The sequence below is a fragment of the Streptomyces sp. NPDC107454 genome, from assembly GCF_055582885.1.
On the sequence record NZ_JBVJPA010000001.1, the window covers coordinates 776,555 to 796,255 of the forward strand.

General features: G+C 71.3%; 19 protein-coding genes and 1 pseudogene. 9 read left to right on the top strand and 11 right to left on the bottom strand.

Going from position 1 to position 19,701, the window contains the following annotated elements; all coding sequences use genetic code 11:
- Positions 1-53: 53 nt before the first annotated feature.
- On the bottom strand, positions 54-1,061 hold the full coding sequence (locus tag ACZ69M_RS03440) for a Gfo/Idh/MocA family protein (protein ID WP_470046213.1): 1,008 nt from the start codon (positions 1,059-1,061) through the stop codon (positions 54-56).
- Between the two features lie 110 nt (positions 1,062-1,171).
- Here ACZ69M_RS03440 and ACZ69M_RS03445 point away from each other — a divergent pair, with 110 nt between their 5' ends.
- The 3 genes from ACZ69M_RS03445 to ACZ69M_RS03455 all read left to right on the top strand — a co-directional run bounded on the left by ACZ69M_RS03445 (position 1,172) and on the right by ACZ69M_RS03455 (position 4,817).
- Positions 1,172-2,536 (top strand): multidrug effflux MFS transporter, encoded by a 1,365-nt coding sequence (locus tag ACZ69M_RS03445; RefSeq protein ID WP_470046214.1) that lies wholly within the window; start codon positions 1,172-1,174, stop codon positions 2,534-2,536.
- Entirely contained in the window at positions 2,491-3,663 is a 1,173-nt protein-coding gene (locus ACZ69M_RS03450; RefSeq protein WP_470046386.1) for a serine hydrolase domain-containing protein, read from the top strand. Before ACZ69M_RS03445 ends, ACZ69M_RS03450 begins: the two co-directional genes overlap by 46 nt.
- Before the next feature lie 158 nt (positions 3,664-3,821).
- On the top strand, positions 3,822-4,817 hold the full coding sequence (locus ACZ69M_RS03455; RefSeq protein WP_470046215.1) for a small ribosomal subunit Rsm22 family protein: 996 nt from the start codon (positions 3,822-3,824) through the stop codon (positions 4,815-4,817).
- An 18-nt stretch (positions 4,818-4,835) separates the two neighbouring features.
- Here ACZ69M_RS03455 and ddaH read toward each other — a convergent pair whose 3' ends face one another.
- Positions 4,836-5,657: a dimethylargininase gene (ddaH, locus tag ACZ69M_RS03460; protein ID WP_470046216.1), complete on the bottom strand. Its 822-nt coding sequence runs from the start codon at positions 5,655-5,657 to the stop codon at positions 4,836-4,838.
- 236 nt (positions 5,658-5,893) lie between these two features.
- Between ddaH and ACZ69M_RS03465 the strand changes: the two genes are divergently transcribed.
- Positions 5,894-6,544 (top strand): TetR/AcrR family transcriptional regulator, encoded by a 651-nt coding sequence (locus ACZ69M_RS03465; RefSeq protein ID WP_470046217.1) that lies wholly within the window; start codon positions 5,894-5,896, stop codon positions 6,542-6,544.
- A gap of 205 nt (positions 6,545-6,749) precedes the next feature.
- Positions 6,750-7,490, top strand: a complete 741-nt coding sequence (locus ACZ69M_RS03470) for a bifunctional DNA primase/polymerase (RefSeq protein ID WP_470046218.1) — start codon at positions 6,750-6,752, stop codon at positions 7,488-7,490.
- A 32-nt stretch (positions 7,491-7,522) separates the two neighbouring features.
- Here ACZ69M_RS03470 and ACZ69M_RS03475 read toward each other — a convergent pair whose 3' ends face one another.
- The 5 genes and pseudogenes from ACZ69M_RS03475 to ACZ69M_RS03495 form a co-directional block, all read right to left on the bottom strand.
- On the bottom strand, positions 7,523-8,536 hold the full coding sequence (locus ACZ69M_RS03475; RefSeq protein ID WP_470046219.1) for an SCO2278 family lipoprotein: 1,014 nt from the start codon (positions 8,534-8,536) through the stop codon (positions 7,523-7,525).
- On the bottom strand, positions 8,493-9,368 hold the full coding sequence (gene efeU, locus ACZ69M_RS03480; protein WP_470046220.1) for an iron uptake transporter permease EfeU: 876 nt from the start codon (positions 9,366-9,368) through the stop codon (positions 8,493-8,495). The genes ACZ69M_RS03475 and efeU overlap by 44 nt, the downstream gene beginning before the upstream one ends.
- 3 nt (positions 9,369-9,371) lie before the next feature.
- On the bottom strand, positions 9,372-10,649 hold the full coding sequence (gene efeB, locus ACZ69M_RS03485) for an iron uptake transporter deferrochelatase/peroxidase subunit (protein WP_470046221.1): 1,278 nt from the start codon (positions 10,647-10,649) through the stop codon (positions 9,372-9,374).
- Positions 10,650-10,661: 12 nt separating this feature from the next.
- Positions 10,662-11,798, bottom strand: a complete 1,137-nt coding sequence (efeO, locus tag ACZ69M_RS03490) for an iron uptake system protein EfeO (protein ID WP_470046222.1) — start codon at positions 11,796-11,798, stop codon at positions 10,662-10,664.
- A 190-nt stretch (positions 11,799-11,988) separates the two neighbouring features.
- Positions 11,989-12,405 (bottom strand): annotated as a pseudogene (locus ACZ69M_RS03495) (ATP-binding cassette domain-containing protein); the annotation flags it as partial.
- 243 nt (positions 12,406-12,648) lie between these two features.
- On the opposite strand from ACZ69M_RS03495, the gene ACZ69M_RS03500 reads away from it, so the two are divergent.
- A complete protein-coding gene (locus tag ACZ69M_RS03500; protein WP_470046223.1) occupies positions 12,649-13,296 on the top strand; it encodes a PhzF family phenazine biosynthesis protein in 648 nt (215 codons plus the stop codon).
- 270 nt (positions 13,297-13,566) lie between these two features.
- Here ACZ69M_RS03500 and ACZ69M_RS03505 read toward each other — a convergent pair whose 3' ends face one another.
- Positions 13,567-14,217 (bottom strand): biliverdin-producing heme oxygenase, encoded by a 651-nt coding sequence (locus tag ACZ69M_RS03505; protein ID WP_470046224.1) that lies wholly within the window; start codon positions 14,215-14,217, stop codon positions 13,567-13,569.
- A gap of 180 nt (positions 14,218-14,397) precedes the next feature.
- Positions 14,398-15,255 (bottom strand): type I methionyl aminopeptidase, encoded by an 858-nt coding sequence (map, locus tag ACZ69M_RS03510; protein WP_470046225.1) that lies wholly within the window; start codon positions 15,253-15,255, stop codon positions 14,398-14,400.
- A gap of 59 nt (positions 15,256-15,314) precedes the next feature.
- On the opposite strand from map, the gene ACZ69M_RS03515 reads away from it, so the two are divergent.
- Positions 15,315-15,545 (top strand): hypothetical protein, encoded by a 231-nt coding sequence (locus tag ACZ69M_RS03515; RefSeq protein WP_067363304.1) that lies wholly within the window; start codon positions 15,315-15,317, stop codon positions 15,543-15,545.
- 112 nt (positions 15,546-15,657) lie between these two features.
- On the opposite strand, the gene ACZ69M_RS03520 is transcribed toward ACZ69M_RS03515, so the two are convergent.
- Both ACZ69M_RS03520 and ACZ69M_RS03525 read right to left on the bottom strand, forming a co-directional pair.
- The gene (locus tag ACZ69M_RS03520; RefSeq protein WP_470046226.1) at positions 15,658-17,016 is read right to left on the bottom strand and encodes an MFS transporter; all 1,359 of its coding nucleotides are present in this window, start codon (positions 17,014-17,016) and stop codon (positions 15,658-15,660) included.
- A gap of 79 nt (positions 17,017-17,095) precedes the next feature.
- On the bottom strand, positions 17,096-17,698 hold the full coding sequence (locus ACZ69M_RS03525) for a hypothetical protein (RefSeq protein WP_067363306.1): 603 nt from the start codon (positions 17,696-17,698) through the stop codon (positions 17,096-17,098).
- A gap of 80 nt (positions 17,699-17,778) precedes the next feature.
- Here ACZ69M_RS03525 and ACZ69M_RS03530 point away from each other — a divergent pair, with 80 nt between their 5' ends.
- Positions 17,779-18,933: a sialidase family protein gene (locus ACZ69M_RS03530; protein ID WP_470046227.1), complete on the top strand. Its 1,155-nt coding sequence runs from the start codon at positions 17,779-17,781 to the stop codon at positions 18,931-18,933.
- Positions 18,934-18,980: 47 nt separating this feature from the next.
- Positions 18,981-19,685, top strand: coding sequence for an NADPH-dependent F420 reductase (npdG, locus tag ACZ69M_RS03535; RefSeq protein ID WP_470046228.1), 705 nt, complete (start codon positions 18,981-18,983; stop codon positions 19,683-19,685).
- Positions 19,686-19,701 lie beyond the last annotated feature (16 nt).

The following is a 19,701-nucleotide window of genomic DNA, read 5'->3' on the forward strand; positions in this document are numbered from 1 at the left end:
GGCCGGCGGTCCTGGCCGGACTGTTCACGCCAGACCGTTCTGGCCGGACGGTTCTAGTCGGTCTCTCCGGGGTAGCGGACGCCGATCTGGGCGCGGATCGTGTCGAGCGTGCGCATCACGGCGAGGCTGCCGTCCAGGGGGACGAGCCGTGACTCCCTCTCGCCGGCCCGCAGGGCGCGCATCACCTCGGCGGCCTCGTGCTTGAGGCTGGTGCGCGGGCCGTGCGCCGGGTCGGCCGTGAACTCCTCGGGGTCGCGGCCGTCGCGGTGCAGCACGAGCCGGTCCGGGAAGAAGAAACCGCCCGGGATGTCGATGCGGCCCTGGGAACCGGTGACGGAGGCCGAGACAGGGGTGCCGCCGTTGACGGAGCAGTGCACCGAAGCGAGAGCGCCGCTCTCCCAGGTGAGCAGTGCTCCGGTCTGGAGATCGACGCCCTCGTCGGAGAGCACCGCTCTCGCGGTGATGCCCGAGGGCTCCCCCAGCAACAACTGCGCGAACGACACCGGATAGACACCGAGATCGAGCAGCGCGCCACCACCCTGCGCGGGGTCCCGCAGCCGGTGCGACGGCGGGAACGGGCCATTGATCCCGAAGTCGGCCTGAATCGTGCGGACTTCACCGATCACACCGTCGTCGACGAGACCCTTGAGCCGCCGGACCAGCGGATTGCAGTACATCCACATGGCCTCCATCAGGAAGCGGTCGTGCTCCTTGGCGAGCGCGACCAGTTCCTCCGCCTCGCGCACGTTCAGCGTGAGCGCCTTCTCGCACAGCACATGGCGCCCCGCCTCCAGACACATCCCGGCGGCGGCCCGGTGCGCCGAGTGCGGAGTGGCGACGTACACGACGTCGACGTCCTCGTCCGCCGCGAGCGAGGCCCAGTCCCCGTACGCCCTCGGAATCCCGAACCGCTCGGCGAACGCCTTCGCCGAGGCGTCCGTCCGCGAGGCCACGGCCACGACCTCGGCGTCCGGCATGTCCACCAGATCCGCCGTGAAGGCCGCCGCGATCCCGCCGGTCGCCAGAATCCCCCACCGCACCCGCTCGCCCACGCCCGTCATTCCCGGCCCTTCGCTCTGCCACGCGCTCTGCCACTTGAAGTTCTGTGACCCCGAACACTCCGTTCGAACTGAGAGCATAGGTGGCGGATTACTCGAAGAGGGAGGGGCTCATGCCCGAGCGCGGGCACACCAGGCGGGACCCGAAGGGCCCGGAAGCCCCGCAGGGGCACATACCGAACACGGCGGTGGCCGACGCACCAGCGGTGGCCGACGCACCCGCGGCGCCCGAAGCGCCGGCCCCCGGTGCCCTCCGCCGCACCGGACTCCTCGTCACCCTGATCCTCGGCGGACTCACCGCCACGCCCCCGCTGTCGATGGACATGTACCTCCCGGCCCTGCCGGAGGTCACCCGCGCACTGCACGCCCCCGCCGCCACCGTCCAGCTCACGCTGACCGCCTGCCTCGCCGGGATGGCGCTCGGCCAGCTCGTCGTCGGACCGATGAGCGACAAGTGGGGCCGCAGACGCCCGCTCCTCGTCGGCCTCGTCGTCTACGTCCTCGCCACCGCCCTGTGCGCCCTCGCCCCGAACGTCGAACTCCTCGTCGCCTTCCGCCTCGCCCAGGGCCTCGCGGGCGCGGCCGGCATCGTGATCGCGCGAGCCGTCGTACGCGACCTGTACGACGGCATGGCCATGGCCCGATTCTTCTCCACCCTCATGCTGATCTCCGGCGTCGCCCCCGTCGTCGCGCCCCTCATCGGCGGCCAGATCCTGCGCGCCACCGACTGGCGGGGTGTGTTCGTCCTCCTCACGGCGGTCGGCATCGCACTCACCGCGCTCGTCTGGACGAAGCTCCCCGAGACCCTCGAGCCCGCGCAGCGCCACGGCGGCGGCGTCGGTGAGGCGCTGCGCGCCATGCGCGGACTGCTCGCCGACCGCGTCTTCACCGGCTACACGCTGGCGGGCGGCTTCGCCTTCGCGGCACTGTTCGCCTACATCAGTGCCTCGCCTTTTGTGATCCAGGAGATCTACGGCGCGTCCCCGCAGACCTTCAGCCTGCTCTTCGGGATCAACTCCGTCGGCCTGGTGGTCGTCGGCCAGATCAACGGCAAGATCCTCGTCGGCCGGGTCAGCCTCGACAAGGTCCTCGCGCTCGGCCTCGGCCTCATCGCCCTCGCCGCGACGGCGCTGCTCCTGCTCGCCACCGGCGTCTTCGGCAAGGCAGGCCTGGTCCCGGTGGCCGCGGCCCTCTTCGTCCTCATGTCCGCCATGGGCCTCGCCATGCCCAACACCCAGGCACTGGCCCTGATGCGGGTACGGCACGCGGCCGGTTCCGCGTCCGCGCTGCTCGGCACCTCCTCCTTCCTCATCGGCGCGATCGCCTCCCCGCTCGTCGGCATCGCCGGGGAGCACACCGCCGTCCCGATGGCCGTCGTCCAACTGGCGGCGGTACTGGTGGCCATCGCCTTCTTCGTGGGACTGTGCCGTCCCTGGCAGACGGGACACACCGTGGACGGAAAGGCGGCGGACAGCTGAGCGCACCGAGACTGCGCGTGGACACCCCGGAACGGGCCGGGCTCGACCCGACGGAACTGCGCCACCTCGTACGGGACGTCCGCACCCTCACCCGTGGGCCGCGCCCCTGGACGGCGGGCCTCGTGCTGGTCGCCGGCCGCGGCCCCGTCATCGCCGTCGAGGAAGCGGCGGGCTGGGCTGTGCGCTACTCCTCGTACGACGAGAAGACCGACACCGGGGTCGAACTGCCGCCCGGGGACCGGCGGCCGATGACCGTCGACACCCCCTTCGACCTGGCCTCCCTCACCAAGCTGTTCACGGCGGTCGCCGCGGTGCAGCAGCTGGAGCGGGGCACGCTGGGGATCGACGCGCGGGTGGGGGCGTATCTGCCGGAGTTCCGCGCGGCCTCCGCCCACGACATCACCGTACGACAGCTGCTCACGCACACCTCCGGGCTGCGCCCCGAACTCCCGCTGTACGACTGCCCGGACGACGCGGCGCGCCTCGCCCTGCTGCGGGCCGAGGCCCCTTCGTCCCCGCCGGGGGAGTACGTGTACTCCGACCTGAACCTGCTCCTCCTCCAACACGTCCTGGAACGCGTCACCGGCCGCACGCTCGACGTCCTCGTCCGCGACGGGATCACCCGGCCGCTCGGGATGACGGCCACGTCCTTCGGGCCGTGCGCGGGGGCGGCGGCGACCGAGGACCAGCGGCGGCCGTGGGGCAAGGTGGACCGGGGGATGCTGCGGGGGGTCGTGCACGACGAGAACGCGTGGGCGCTCGGTGGGGTGGCCGGGCATGCGGGCCTCTTCTCCACGGCTCACGACCTGGCGATCTTCTGCCGGACCCTCCTCGCGGGCGGTTCCTACGGGCCCGCCCGCATCCTCGGCCCCGACTTCGTCGAGCTGATGCTCACCCCGCCGGGCCTCGGCTTCGCCGTCGACCAGCCCTGGTTCATGGGTGCGCTCGCCGGGCGGGGTGCCGCGGGGCACACCGGTTTCACCGGTACGTCCCTTGTACTGGACCCCGCGACGGACACGTTCCTGGTGCTCCTCGCGAACACGGTGCATCCCCGCCGCCGCCCGCCGGACAGCGCGTCCCGGGCAGAGGCGGCGACGCGGCTCGCGCGGGCGGTACGGGGCGCGTGAGCCGGGCGTCTTGTTCACTGCGGGTGAGTGGGGGCTGGTCGGCAGTCGTTCGGCCGCGGCCCGGTGGGGGCTGGTCGCGCAGTTCCCCGCGCTCCTGAAGGGGCGCAGCGCCCCTGGCGGGGGCGAGGGACCCGTTGCGGCGACCGTAGAATCGGCGGGTGAACGTCCCCGTACATCCCGCCGAGACCCTGCGTACCGCCCTCGCCGGACTCCTCGACGGCCTCCCGCCGAAGGCGGCCACACAGGCGGTCGACCGGCTGATCGCGAACTACCGGGGAACGACCCCCACCCACACCCCGGTCCTCCGCGACCGCTCCGACGTGGTCGCGTACGCCGCCTACCGCATGCCGGCGACATTCGAGGCGGTGCGATCGGCGCTGGAGGCGTTCGCGGACGCGGTCGGGCAGTGGACGCCGGCGAGCCACGTGGACGTCGGCGGCGGCACGGGCGCCGCGACCTGGGCGGTGAACGCGACCTGGGCGGGCACCCGCCCCGTGACCGTGCTCGACTGGGCCGAGCCCGCCCTCGCGCTGGGCCGCGAGATCGCCGCGGCGAACCCGGAGCTGAAGTCCGCCGCATGGCACCGCTCTCGTATCGGATCGGCGCTCACCATCGAGAGCACTGATCTCGTCACCGTCTCCTACGTCCTCGGCGAGCTCACCGACGCCGACCGCGCCTCCGTCGTGACCGCCGCCGCGACCGCCGCCCAGGCCGTCGTGATCATCGAGCCCGGTACGCCCGACGGCTACGCGCGTGTCATCGAGGCGCGGGACCGTCTGATCGCCGCCGGGTTCCACGTCGCCGCCCCCTGCCCGCACAGCGCGGCCTGCCCGATCGTCCCCGGCGAGGACTGGTGCCACTTCTCCGCCCGGGTCGCGCGTTCCTCCCTGCACCGTCAGGTCAAGGGCGGCTCCCTGCCCTACGAGGACGAGAAGTTCAGCTACGTCGCCGCCACCCGCTTCCCGCCGGCCCCGGCCCCCTCCCGCGTCGTACGCAAGCCGCAGATCCGCAAGGGCCAGGTACTCCTGGACCTGTGCGGCCCCGGCGAGGCCCTGCACCGCGAGACGGTGACCAAGCGTCACGGACCGCTGTACCGGGCGGCCCGCGACGCGGACTGGGGCGACGCCTGGCCACCGCCGCCCACGGAGGACTAGCAACCGGGGCTCAGCTCCTCAGCACCGCAGCTCCTGTGTGCAGCACTTCACGCTGCCGCCGCCCTTGAGGAGCTCGCTCAGGTCGATGCCGACGGGCTCGAAGCCACGTTCCCGCAGCGGACCGAGGAGCCCCGTCGCGGCCTGCGGCAGCAGCACGTGCAGACCGTCCGAGACCGCGTTGAGGCCGAACACGGCGGCATCCTCGCCGCCGGCGATCAGCGCGTCGGGGAACAGCCGCCGCAGCACCTCCCGGCTGCCGGGCGAGAAGGCGGGCGGGTAGTACATGACCTCGTCCGTCGTGTCGTCGAGGACGGCGAGGGCGGTGTCGAGGTGGTAGTAGCGGGGGTCGACCAGGTCGAGCCCGATCACCGGTCGCGCGAAGAACTCCTGGGCCTCGCCGTGCGAGAGGGGGCTCGCGCGAAAGCCCCGGCCCGCGAGTACGTAGGAGGCGGTGACCGCGAAGTCGCCCTCGCCCTCGTTGACGTGGACCGGCTCGTGGATGTCCGGGAAGCCGTGCGCGCGGAACCACTCCAGGTGGGCCGCCGCCTCCGGTTCGCGCTCGCGGTGCGCGAACCGGGCGGCCAGTACCCGGCCGTCGACGACCGTCGCCCCGTTCGCGGCGAAGACCATGTCCGGCAGGCCGGGGCGCGGGGTGAGTTCCTCGACGGTGTGGCCGAGCGCGAGGTAACGGCTGCGCAGGTCCTCCCACTGGGCGACGGCGAGCGGCACGTCGACCGGCTTGGCGGGGTTCATCCACGGGTTGATGGCGTAGGTGACGTCGAAGTGTGCGGGTGGGCACATCAGATAGCGCCGGGGTGTGGCGCGGCGGGGAGGCTGCAAGGAGGGCTCCTCACGTACCGCAGGGGCAGGTGATGCCCATGGTGCGGTCCGCGGGCCTTGTCGGCCGCCTGGCGAACGGGTGGTCTTCGCCGAGGCCGCCCGCCCACGCCCGCGGACGCCGGACGACGTGAGGCTTTCAGGGGTGCGGGGAACTGCGCGATCAGCCCCCACCGGCCCCCACCGGCAGCCAGCCGGTCACGAGACGCCTCGTCTTGTCAGCCTGTTAAATTCGCCCCATGGCCCACACGCCCCGCCCCTCCGCCAATCCCACCTCCGCCAAACCCACCCCCGACTCCACCCGCCGCAGCGAGAAGTCCCGGCGTGCGATCTTCGACGCCGCCCTCGCCCTCGTCGGCGAGGTCGGCTACCCCAAGACCACGATCGAGGGCATCGCCGCCCGCGCGGGCGTCGGCAAGCAGACGATCTACCGGTGGTGGCCCTCGAAGGCCGCGGTGCTCCTGGACGCCTTCATGGACCTCGGCGAGCGGACCGCGTGTGAGGCGGGCCACGAGTCGTACGACATCCCCGACACCGGCGACCTCGCGGCCGACCTCAAGCAGGTCCTGCGCGCCACCGTCGACGAACTGCTGGACCCCAGGTTCGAGATCCCCGCCCGCGCCCTGGCCGCCGAAGGCCTCGTCAACGAACCGCTCGGTGCCGAGTTCGTGGCGGGGCTCCTCGAACCCCAGCTCCAGCTCTACGTGAAGCGGCTGCGGTCCGCCCAGGACAAGGGCGACCTGCGGCCCGACATCGACCCCCGCATCGCCCTGGAACTCTTCGTCTCCCCGCTCGCGCAGCGCTGGCTCCAGCACACCGGCCCCATCTCGTACGCGTATACGGACACCCTCGTCGACTACGCGCTGTACGGCCTCGCTCCACGGGGATGAATCATGCCAAAGCGCCCCGGATGGGGGGCTCTGTCCATTCGGGGCGCGGGAGAGTGGGACCATAGAGGTTGTCGAAGGCGTTCGTCGGCACGATTGACTGACGTGAACGTGAGCGTGAACGACGTGAACGTGACGGTCGTGAACGTGATGGACGTGGACGCCGCGACACGACCGCTGTCGGCACAACTGCTTGGCGAGGGGATTGATGAGCGCAGAGTTCGGCCGCCGCTCCGGCGCGCAGGGCAGGATCTCCCAGTGGCTGCGTGGTCGCCGTCCGAAGGGCGCGACGGAGATCGCTGCCGACGGCGGGCGCGAGGCCCTGCTGATCGCCGCTGCCGCCGCGGGGCTGCCGCTCGCGCAGGCCGCGTACCCCTCCGGCTACCGCTGTTCCTGTGACCGCGTCGGCTGCCCCACCCCCGCGCGCCACCCCGTCTCCTTCGCCTGGCAGACCCAGTCCACGACCGACCGCGCCCAGATCGAGCGGTGGGTCCGGCACCAGCCGCAGGCCAACTTCATCACCGCGACCGGCATGGTGCACGACGTCCTCGACGTGCCCGTCGACGCGGGCCGCGAGGCGCTGGAGCGGCTGCTCGCCTCCGGTGTGGAGGTGGGGCCCGTCGCACAGAGCGGCGACGGCCGCATGTTCTTCTTCACACTCACCCGCGGTACGCCCGAGGACGAGGACGAGTGGTGGCCGTGCGAGCTGGACTCGCACCCCGAGACGACGGACGAGCACCCCGGTCTGCGCTGGCACTGCCGAGGCTCGTACGTCCTCGTGCCGCCGGCCCAGCTCCCCGGTGGCCTGACGGTCGACTGGGTACGGGGCCCGGAACACGCCCTCCCCGACCCCCTGAGCCTGCTCGAGGCCCTGACGGACGCCTGCGCCCGTTACGCGGGCGAGAACGAGTCGGACGACCAGCTGGCGGCCTGGCCCCACCGCAACTAGGGCCTGTCCGGCGGAACCGGCCGAGCCCCCGGCTACCCGCCCTTCGCCCCCGTCAGCCCCTCGATCCGCCCCAGCACCGCCACCTGCTGCTTCTGCGCGCTCTTCCCGGGGTCCAGGACCGCCTGGTTGGAGACGAACTCCAGGGTGAGGGACTGCTTGATGTCACCGGTCGTCAGAGCCTTGACGTCCGCGCTGGGGGCCGGGATCTCGGTGCCCTGCGCGGCGGTCTGCTTCTCGAAGCGGCGGGTGGTGAAGAAGACCAGCGCGCCGCCGTCCGCGGTGCGCAGCCCCACCGGGGCGTAGTCGCCGGAGGTCAGCGGCTCGTCGATGTACTGCCGGGCGAGACCGGGCTTGGTGGCGTTCTTGGCGCGCTGGGTCCGCCACTGCGAGGTGTGCAGGCCCGGTGCGAAGGTGTCGCCGCCGCTCTTCAGATACGTGGTGTACGACTGGCTCAGCCTGTCCGGCGCGACGGCGAGCGCCGTGTCGTTCCCGGTGACGGGCTGCGCCCAACCGTCCTTGTCCTGCTGGAACTTCGGCACGTCGGCGGCTGCGAGGACCGTCAGATACGAGGCCTGCCACACGTCGTTCGCGCTGCCCCGGGTGAAGACGAGCAGCCAACGGTAGCCCGCCACACCCTTGTTGGCCTCGGCGTCGGCCACGAACCAGCGCGGCCAGCCCGCCTTCGCCGGTATCGAGAACTTCGCGTCGCTCAGCGACAGCGGCGAATAGGACGGGTTGCCGCCCGGATTGTTCTTCTGCCCGGCCGTCAGCTTCGCCCCGTCGATGGCGCCCAGGGCGCCGGTGACGCGATCCGCGTCCAGGGAGCTGTCGTTCGCCTTGTCCGCCTTGTTGTAGGCGGCGGTGAAGTCCTTGAGCGCACGGGCGGCCTCGGTCCGGGTCGCCGTCGGTACGACCTCCCGCTCCCCGTGCACCACCACGCAGCCGCTCGCCGTCAAGGACAGAACGGTCACCGCCCCCGTTGTCAGGGCGAACCGGTTGAGACTACGAAGCCTTCGTGGGCTGCGACCCGCGCGATCCCTGCTCATCAGGTACCTTCACCTTCCCCTTCCCGGAGGCGAACCCTACCGGGGCGAGGAAGATCGCGAGTGTCGGGACCAGGTACAGCGCCCACACCGTGACCTGAAGGACCGTCGGGTCGGGCTGGAAGTTCAACACGCCCTTGAGGAGCGTGCCGTACCAGCTGTCCGGCGGGATCGTGCCACTGATGTCGAAGGCGAGATTCCGCAGCCCCGGGATCCAGTCGGCCTCCTGCAGGTCGTGGACGCCGTACGCGAGCACACCCGCCGCGACCACGACCAGCATGCCGCCGGTCCAGGTGAAGAACTTCGCGAGGTTGATCTTCAGGGCGCCCCGGTAGAAGAGCCAGCCGAGGAAGACCGCGGTGGCCAGGCCCAGGGCGACACCGATCAGCGGGCGCGGGGTGCCGTCGCTCGCCGCGTGCACGGACGCCCACACGAACAGCGCGGTCTCCAGACCCTCCCGGCCGACGGCCAGGAACGCGGTCGCGACCAGCGCGCCCGTACCCATCGCCAGCGCCGCGTCCAGCTTGCCGTGCAGTTCGGACTTCAGGTGCCGGGCGGTGCGCCGCATCCAGAAGACCATCCACGTCACCAGGCCGACCGCGACGATCGACAGCGAACCGCCGAGCGCCTCCTGCGCCTCGAACGTCAGCTCCTGGGAGCCGAACTCGAGCGCGCAGCCGAAGCCGAGCGCGATCGCGATCGCGACGCCGATGCCCATCCAGATGGGCTTCAGGGCGTCCTTGCGGTCGGTCTTCACCAGGTAGGCGATGAGGATGCAGACGACGAGACTGGCTTCCAGTCCCTCGCGCAGGCCGATCAGATAGTTGCCGAACACGGGCTACGCCTCCTTGGAGAACAGCGCGCGCCCCCACCAGTCGTCCTTGTCGAGGACGCCGGGCGGGACGGCGAAGACCGCCGAACTCACGTGCTGGATGTACTCGTTGAGCGCGTCGGAGCGCGCGAGGCTGCGCTGCACCGGGATGAACCCCTTGCGCACGTCACGCTGGTAGGCGAGGAAGAACAGCCCGGCCTCCAGCCTGCCGAGGCCGTCCGTGCCGTCCGTGAAGGAGTAGCCGCGGCGCAGCAGGGTGATCCCGTCGTTGGAGTCGGGATGCGCGAGCCGTACGTGCGCGTCGGGCTTCATCGCCTTCAGGAACGGCTCGTCGCGCTCCTTGGCCTTGCCGACCGGCGCGCCCTCGCCCTTGTCCCGGCCGAAGACGTCCTCCTGCTCCTGCAGCGAGGTCCGGTCCCAGGTCTCGATGTTCATCCGGATGCGGCGCGCCACGAGGTACGAGCCGCCGGTCATCCAGGCGGGACCCTCGTCCTCGCCCACCCACACGAACTTCTTCAGGCGGTCCGGCTCGGTGCCCGCGATGTTGCGGGTGCCGTCCTTGAACCCCATGAGGTTGCGGGGGGTCTGGGCGTCGGGGGTCGTCGAGGAGGTCTTGCCGAAGCCGAGCTGCGACCAGCGGATGGCGACCTTGCCGAAGCCGATCCGGGCCAGGTTGCGGATCGCGTGCACCGCGACCTGCGGGTCGTCCGCGCAGGCCTGGACGCACAGGTCACCGTCGCTGCGCGTCCTCTCCAGGTTGTCACCGGGGAACGACGGCAGGTCGACGAGGGCCTCCGGCCGCTGCCCCGTCAGCCCGAACTTCTCGCCGTACTTCTCGAACAGCGAGGGCCCGAAACCGATGGTCAGCGTCAGCCGGGACGGCTTGAGGCCCAGGGCCTCGCCGGTGTCGTCCGGCGGTGCCTCGGCCAGTCCGCCGTACGCGCCCTCGCCGACCGCGTGTCCCGCGGTCATCCGGCGCGCGGCGGCCGTCCAGTCCTTCAGCATCTGGACGAACTCGGCGCGGTCCTCCGTCTTCACGTCGAACGAGGCGAAGTGCAGCCGGTCCTGCACCGGTGTCGCGATGCCCGCCTGGTGCGCGCCGTGGAAGGCGATCGCGGCGCCGGTCTCGGCACCCGCCGGGTCCACGTCGTTGCCGGTGCGGGTCATCGCCACCGCGCCGCCGGCCGCGGCGGCCCCGAGCGCGAGCCCGGCACCGCCCCAGCCGATCAGCGAACGCCGGGAGGGCGAAGGTCCGCCCGCTGCCTGTGTGGTGTCGTTCGTCATGATGCGCCCCGCCTACTTCACAACAACCGCGGCGAGCTTGGACAGCGGCTCGGCGAGCGCGTTCACCGCGTCCGAGAGCTCCTTGCGCTGGTCCTTGGTGACCTTGTCGTACGACACGAAGCCGTCTGAGGTCTTGTCCGTGCGGTACTTGTCGAGCAGCGTGTTCAGCGCCGAGAACTGCTTGTCGAGCTCCGTGGTCAGCGCCTTGTCGTTCTGCTGTGCGACCGGCTTGAGCAGCTCGTACGACTTCTGCGCGCCCTCGACGTTGCCCTTGAAGTCGCTGAGGTCGGTGTGCGAGTAGCGGTCCTCCTCGCCGGTGACCTTGCCGGTGGCGACCTCGTCGAGCAGTTCCTTGGCGCCGTTGGCCATGGAGGTCGGGGTGATCTCGGCCTTGCCGACCCGCTTCTGCCAGTCCTTCAGGTCGGTGACCAGCTCATCGGCGAGGGTCTTCTGCTCCGCGCCGATCTTCTTGTCCTGCCAGAGGGCCTTCTCCAGCGCGTGCCAGCCGGTCCACTTCTGGCCCTTCTCCAGGTCGTTGACGCGGGTGTCGGTCTTGGGGTCGATGTCCCCGAAGGACTCGGCGATCGGCTCGGTGCTCTCCCAGCCGAAACGGGAGGGGGCGTAGGCCTTCTTGGCGGCCTCGATGTCGCCGGCCTTGATGGCGTCGGCGAACGTCTCCACCTTCGGGATCGTCGCGTCGGCCTGCTCCTGCGCGTACTCGCGGTAGGCGGCGACGGCCTTGTCGAGGCGCGGGTCGCGCTTGGCGACCGTGCCACCGGTCACGGCGAGCTTCTGGCGGACGCCGAGGCCCTTCATGCCGGGGCGGCAGGCTATCTCGTACGAACCGGCCTTGACCTCGGCGGTCAGCGTGTACTTGGTGCCCGGGCCGATGTTCTCCTTCTCGGAGACGATCCGGTCGTCCGGGAAGAGGATCTCGACCTCGGTGGCCTTCGAGCCCTTGTTCTCGATGTTCAGGGTGACCTGGCCGGCCGGGACGGACTTCGAGGAGGTCTCGCACTTGGAGTCGGCGGCGGTCACCTGAATCGCGTCGCCGGACCCGGCGTCGCTCTTCTCGGTGCAGCCCGTGACGGCGGCCAGAGCGGCCGCGGTCGCGGCGGCGGTGACAACTGAGAGTCGGACGGCTCGCATTCAGGCTCCAAGAGAACGACGGACAAACCAGGCGGAAGATCCGCGCTGGCATGGTGAGGCTGCCCTAACTTACCTGAGGCTTACCTCAGTCTTACCCACCCCTACGGTGATTCAGCTCTCACGGTTGACGCACAGGCACGGCCTGATCACGGTGGCTCAAACTGAACCCCAAGGGAAGGTCAAGTAATGGTCAAGTATCTCGTTCGGCGGTCACGGCGCCCCGTTCGGGAGTCACCAGGACGGCACCCGTCCGGGGGTGCGGGGGACACTTCAACGGGCCGGCGGTAGACCTCAGTCGGCAACGCGCCCGTGAAAACCTCGGCCGGCGGCCCCTCGGCGGCGACACGACCGGCGCACAGAATCGCCACCCGGTGCGCGTACACGGCCGCGAGCCCCAGATCGTGCAACATGACGACCACCGCGTCACCGGCGTGCGCCCTTGCCCGGCACACCCGCAGCATCAACTCCTGGTGCCTGAGGTCGAGGGCGGCGGTCGGCTCGTCGAGCAGCAGCAGAGGAGCGCGCTGGGCGAGCACCCGGGCGAACGCGACCCGCGCTCACCGCCGCTGAGCGCGGAGAAGGGGCGCGGTGCGAACCCGGTGACCTTCGCGGGCGCCGTGAACTTCAAGGGCCATGAGGACAACCGCAGTTACGGCCTCTACCTCACTCCCAGCGACCTCAAGGCCGACTCCATGGCGGCACGGGGACGACCGGATCCACCACGGGCGGTGTGGGCGGGGCACTCGCCTCCACCGGCTCGGAGGTACCGCTCGGTGCGGCGGCCGCGGGTGTGGTGGTCGCGGTACGCAGGCGGCGCACGGCGTGGAACGGGTGATGTTTGAATGCTCGGGTGACTGATTTCGACGTACTGCGCGTCTTCTGCGGGCCCGGTGGTGGACACGGCAACGAGCTCGGTGTGGTGCGCGAGGGTTCGGTGATGCCGGATCCGGAGGAGCGGCAGGCGTTCGCCGCGAAGCTCGGGTTCAGCGAGACCGTGTTCGTCGACGACCCCGAGCGCGGGGTCGTCGACATCTACACCCCGACCCTGCGGCTGCCGTTCGCCGGGCATCCCTGTGTCGGGGTGGGGTGGCTGCTCGACATACCCGAACTGGTCACGCCCGCCGGGGTGGTGGGGGTACGGCTGGACGGGGAGTTCAGCTGGATCGAGGCACGGGCGGAGTGGGCGCCGGGGCGTACGTTGCGGCAGTACGGGTCCGCCGACGAGGTCGACGCGCTGGCCGTGCCGGAGCCGGGGGAGTGGGTGTACGCCTGGGCCTGGGAGGACGAGTTGGCCGGGCGCGTGCGGGCCCGGGGCTTTCCCGGACGGGACGACGGCATCGTGGAGGACGAGGCGACGGGGGCGGCGGCGCTGCTGCTCACCGAGCGGCTGGGCCGGGCCCTGAACATCGTCCAGGGCGCCGGCTCCCAGATCCTCACCGCGCCGCAGCCGGGTGGGTGGGTGGAGGTGGGGGGTCGCGTACGACTGCTCCGAGCGTGAACGCCTCCGGCTGCGGTTGCCGGCTGCGGGCCGGTGGGGGCTGGTCGCGCAGTTCCCCGCGCCCCTGAGACGGGGGCTTCGCCCCGCGTCCCCCGGCCGCCCGGTTCGTTTGGCTGTGGGCCGGTGGGGGGCTGGTCGCGCCGTTCCCCGCGCCCCTGAAGGCCTTCAGCCTGTCCGGCGTCTGAGGACGCGGCCGGTCGGGGGGTTTGGGGGCGGAGCCCCCGAGTTGGGATGGGGCGGCGGGGGCGGAAGAAGTCGTCGGGTGGTGGGTCAGGCGGTGAGGGGGAACTCCTCGGCCAGGGCGTGGAAGACCGCCGTGTTGAGGGCGAACGCCCGCCTGCACTCGGCGACGATCCGCTGTCGCTCCAGCTCGTCCGCCCGCACCCCGTCCAGCAACGCGCGATACCCCCGCTTGAACGCGGCCGGATTCCCGATGTCCTCGAAGACATAGAAGCGGACGCCGTCACCCTTCCGAGCGAAGCCCCAGGTCTGTTCCGCCTTGCCCCGGATGATCTGACCGCCGGAGAGGTCGCCGAGGTAACGGGTGTAGTGGTGGGCGACGTACCCGCCGGGCCACTCGCGCGCACACTCGGCGACCCGCGCCGCGTACGCCCCGGTGGCGGGCAGCGCGGTGAGCGTCGCCCGCCAGTCCGCACCCCGCAGATGCGTGAGGTCACGCTCCAGCGCGCCGCGACGCAGCAACTCCCGCCGGATGAACGGCCCGGCCACCGGATCGGACGCCAACCGCCCGGCGTCCGCCTCCAGCGCCTCGTACACGAACCACAACTGCTCGGTGTAGCGCGCGTACGCCTCGACACCGAGCCTGCCGCCGAGCAGGTCGCCCATGAACGTCGAGGTCTCGGCCTCCATGTGCTGCTCGTGCGACGCGGTGCGGATCAGCGTCGAGAACGCCGTATTCATGGGACCTCCGGTGCCGAAGAGGACGAGAACCAGTCAGAATCTTGTATGGTTAGGCTTACCTAAGTCAATGGGTTCTCGGCAGGTTACCGACATCCTGTCGGTAAAAACGTACCCCGTCGGGCGACAAAAAATGCCCGCCCTGTGATCAGGGCGGGCGAGGTGTGAGCTACGAGCGCGCGGCTACGGCAGCGTGAGGATCTCCGCACCGGTCTCCGTGACGACCAGCGTGTGCTCGAACTGCGCCGTCCGCCTGCGGTCCTTCGTCACGACGGTCCACCCGTCGTCCCACATGTCGTAGTCGTGCGAACCGAGCGTGAGCATCGGCTCGATCGTGAAGGTCATCCCGGGCTGGATGACGGTCGTCGCGTGCGGGCTGTCGTAGTGCGGGATGATCAGTCCTGAGTGGAACGAGGAGTTGATCCCGTGCCCCGTGAAGTCCCGCACGACCCCGTATCCGAACCGCTTGGCGTACGACTCGATCACGCGCCCGATGATGTTGATCTGGCGGCCCGGCTTGACCGCCTTGATCGCACGGTCGAGGGACTCACGGGTCCGCTCGACGAGGAGCCTCGACTCGTCGTCCACGTCCCCGACCAGGTACGTCGCGTTGTTGTCGCCGTGGACGCCACCGATGTACGCCGTCACGTCGAGGTTGATGATGTCGCCGTCCCGCAGCACCGTGGAGTCGGGGATGCCGTGGCAGATGACCTCGTTGACCGAGGTGCACAGGGACTTGGGGAAACCGCGGTAACCGAGGGTGGACGGATAGGCGCCGTGGTCGCACATGTACGCGTGCGCGACCCGGTCCAGCTCGTCCGTCGTCACGCCCGGCGCGATGAGCTTCGCAGCCTCGGCCATCGCCTGCGCGGCGATCCGCCCGGCGATCCGCATCGCCTCGATGGTCTCGGGGGTCTGTACCTCCGGACCGGTGTACGGCGTGGGGGCGGGCTTGCCCACGTACTCGGGGCGCCTGATGTTTCCCGGAACGGGACGGGTGGGAGAGAGCTCTCCTGGTACGAGCAGCGACTGGCCAGACATGCCAGCGAGTCTAACCAGCGGGCATGGGGGCACTATGTCCGTGGCGAAAGGAGCAGGTCATGGCCCTCTTCAAGAAGCGGACCGTAGGGAAGCCGGGCGAGTGGTACTACTGCCTCGTCCACCAGAAGGTGGAGGAGGGTCCCGAGTGCCCCGCGAAGGACCGCTTCGGCCCGTACACCACCCGTGAGGAGGCCGAACACGCGATGGAGACCGCCCAGGAGCGCAACCTCGAGTGGGAAACGGACCCCAAGTGGCACGACGCAACGGGTCCGGCCCCAGAAGACGACTGACAAGCCCCGAGCCACCGGGACGCCGGGCGGCCGAGCCATGTGGGGGCGCGCGGACCCGCGGGCGCCGACGGTGGCCGGCCCCCGCGGGCGACCCGCACCGTCCGAGCGACCGTCACGGGTGGTGCGGGTGGGAGAGTGCTGCCCGGCCCCGAGCGGAGCGCATCCGGACCGCGTGTTCATTCGTCCGTACGTCGTACTTCATCAGCTGCGGCAGGCACCACGCCAACACCCCCACCGCTCCCACGCAGATCACACCCCCGGCCCAGATCGACGCCCGTACCCCCGTCCAGGCCGCCATCCCGCCCGCCCGTACCTGCCCCAGCTGGGGCCCGACGGAGTACGAGAGCAGCTCGATCCCGGCGAGTCGCCCCCGTAGCTCGTCCGGAATCGTCTGGTCCCACATCGCGCCCCGGAAGATCCCGCTCACCATGTCGCAACAGCCGCCGAGGACCAGGAACAGCAGCACCAGCCACACGTTGTGCACGGCCCCCGCCCCCACCATCGCAAGTCCCCAGCACGCCGCCGCGAACGCCACCGTCCGTCCGTGCCGGTGCACACGCGAGGTCCACCCGCTGGTCAGCGTCACCAGCATCGCCCCGGCGGGCAGCGCCGCGTACATCAGTCCGAGCGACCACGCGGCGTGGAGCTCGTCGGCGAGGAACGGCAGCACCGCGAGCGGCATCGCGAAGAACATCGCGGCCAGGTCGATCACATACGTACCGAGGAGCTCCTTGCGGTTCCAGGCGTACCGCGCTCCCTCCGCGATGGAGGCGAGCGACGGCTTCGCGGCCTCGTGCGCGGCGGGTGACGCGGCGAGTCCGACGATCAGTACGACCGAGACCACGAAGGTCACCAGGTCCACGGCGTAGGCCCAGCCGAGCCCGGCGTACGCCACCACGACGCCCGCGAGGGCCGGTCCCGCGACCCCGCCGACCGACCAGCGCAGGGAGTTGAGGGAGGCCGCGGCGGGCAGGTGCTCGTGCGCCACGATCCGGGGGACGAGCGAGTCCAGCGCGGGCCGCTGCACCGACCCGAGCGCGGAGGACAGCGCGGCGACCACGTACAGCGGCCACACCGCCGGACGCGGCATCAGCGCGTTGACCAGCAGTCCGCCGCACAGCAGCCCCTGCCCGGCCTCCGTGTAGAGGATCAGTTTCCGCTTGTCGAGGGCGTCGGCCAGCGCCCCGCCGTACAGCCCGAACACGATCAGCGGTACGAGTTCCACGGCCCCGATCGCCCCCACGGCGACCGCCGACCCGGTCAGCACCTTCATCTGCACCGGCAGCGCGACGAAGGTCAGGAAGCTGCCGAAGTTGGTGATCAGCCCGGCCAGCCACAGCCGCCGGAAGTCGGCCGACGCCCGCCAGGGCGCGAGATCGGGCAACAGCGACCGCGATCGCGCACCGGCACCGGCGGCGGATTCGGCGTGCGCGGGCAGCGTGGCGGGGGATACGGGGGCGTCGTCGGTCACGACGGCTCATGCTGAGCGGCCGCCCACCACGGCGGCAACTGCTTTTCCGCCGCTCAGCCGCCCCTCCGCCCGCCGCGGTCTACCACCGCGCCGCGGGCGGAGCCGTCAGCTGGTCCGCGAGGCGGGAGAGCCGGTCTCGGAACCGGCGCCGCCCCCGCGGTGAGGGCAGGGAGTTCTCCCCGGCCGCCGCGCTGACGAGGTGCTGCACGGTGTCGAGGTCGAGTTCCTGATCCGGCGGCACGGTCAGCGACTCGTGCGCCATCGCCCCCAGCTCCCGGTCACCGGCGTCGAGCGCGAGCACGGTAGCCCCGGCCCGCCGCGCGTCGTGGACCCGCTCCAGGAGCGGCGCCCCGGGTGCGGCGGGCGACACCACGAGCAGCGTCTCGCCGCGCCGCGCCGCCTCGATACGGCCGAGGCCCACGGCGAGATGTGCCGGGTCCGAAGCCCGCGCCCCGTGCCGCACCAGCGTCGGCGACAGCTCCGGCGTCCCCGACCAGGCCGCCTCGTCCACCAGATGTGCGGCCAGGTGCCACGGCTCGTACTCCGCCGTGCCCACGAGGAGCAGCCCGCCCCCGTACGACACCACGGACCCTCGCAGGCCCTCCGCGAACCGGCGCGTGGCACCCAACCACTCGGTCCCGGCGAGGACTTCGCGCAGCAACGCGACCCGTACGGCATCCATGCGCACGCATCCTGCCCCAATCGGCAACTGATCAGGCGGAGTTCACCATGATTTCGCCCAAGTGGGGCAGATCCCGCCGCATGACGGAAACAACCGGAACCACCACGGCAACAACCGCGGTCACCAGCACCCCCTTCCACGCGGGCCGCGAAGGCTACGCGAGCTTCCGGATCCCCGCTGTCGTCACCACCCGTACACCCACCCTGCTCGCCTTCTGCGAGGGCCGGGTCGACTCCGCCGCCGACCACGGCCGCATCGACATCGTCCTGAAGCGGTCGACGGACGGCGGCCGCACCTGGGGTCCGCTCCAGGCCGTCGCCCGGAACGGGAACGACCTCGCGGGCAACCCCGCCCCCGTCGTCCTCGACACCGGCCGGATCCTGCTCGTGCACGTCCGCGCCGCCGCCGGCGCGACCGAGGACGCCATCCTGCGCGGCAGGGTGAAGCCCGCCGACGGGCGCCGTGTCTGGGTGCAGCACAGCGACGACGACGGTGTCACCTGGTCCGCCCCGGAGGAGATCACCGGGCAGGTGAAGAAGGCGGACTGGCGGTGGTACGCGACCACGCCCGGGCACGCCATCCAGCTCGGCACCGGCCGGGTCGTCGTCCCCGGCAACCACACCCTGCCGCCCACCGGCACGGACACCGGCACCGAGGCGAAGTACCACAGCGGCCACTGTCTGCTCAGCGACGACCGTGGTGAGACCTGGTCCCTCGGGTACGTCGACGAGAACACCGACGGATACGTCAACGCCAACGAGACGACCGCCGCCGAACTCCCCGACGGGCGCGTCTACTTCAACACCCGCAACGAACGGCGAAGTTCCCGCCCGTCCGCCCCGTCCGCCCCGTCCGCCCCGTCCGCCCCGTCCGCCGGCAACCGTGCCGACGCCCACTCCACGGACGGCGGCAGGACCCTGGCCGAACCCTTCCGGCCGCAGACGGGCCTGGTCACCCCCGTCGTCCAGGGCAGCGTGCTCCAGCTCCGCGATCCGGACCTGCTGCTGTACTCGGGGCCCGCCGACCCCGCCGCCCGCGCCCTCATGACCGTCCGGGCCTCCGCCGACGGCGGCACCACCTGGCGGCCCGCGCACACCGTCGACGCACTGCCCGCCGCCTACTCCGACCTCGTCCGTGTCGACGGGGCGACCGTGGGGCTCCTCTACGAGACGGGCGACTTCGGGCCGTACGAGACGATCACCTTCCGCCGAATCCCCGTGACGGCCCTCACCTGAGCCCCCGAAGCCCCCGAGGCGGGAACCGTGACACGTAAAGTCGGCCCATGACCTCTACTGACAGTGCACAGAAGGCCCCGGTGAAGGACCCCTGGGACCTTCCCGACGTGTCCGGGCTCGTCGTCGGCGTGCTCGGCGGCACCGGCCCCCAGGGCAAGGGCCTGGCCTACCGGCTCGCCAGGGCCGGCCAGAAGGTGATCATCGGCTCGCGTGCCGCGGAACGCGCGCAGACCGCCGCCGAGGAGCTGGGCCACGGTGTCGAGGGCGCCGACAACGCCGAGTGCGCGCGGCGCAGCGACATCGTGATCGTCGCCGTACCGTGGGAGGGGCACGGCAAGACGCTGGAATCACTGCGCGAGGAGCTGGCCGGCAAGCTCGTCGTCGACTGTGTCAACCCGCTCGGATTCGACAAGAAGGGCGCCTACGCCCTGAAGCCGGAGGAGGGCAGCGCCGCCGAGCAGGCCGCCGCCCTGCTGCCGGACTCCCGGGTTGCGGCCGCCTTCCACCACCTGTCGGCCGTTCTCCTCCAGGACCCGGAGGTCGACGAGATCGACACCGACGTGATGGTCCTCGGCGAGGAGCGCGCGGACGTCGAGATCGTGCAGGCGCTGGCCGGCCGCATCCCCGGCATGCGCGGTGTCTTCGCCGGCCGGCTGCGCAACGCCCACCAGGTCGAGGCACTGGTGGCGAACCTGATCTCCGTGAACCGCCGCTACAAGGCCCACGCCGGCCTCCGGGTGACGGACGTATAGCGGGCGTACGGGCATG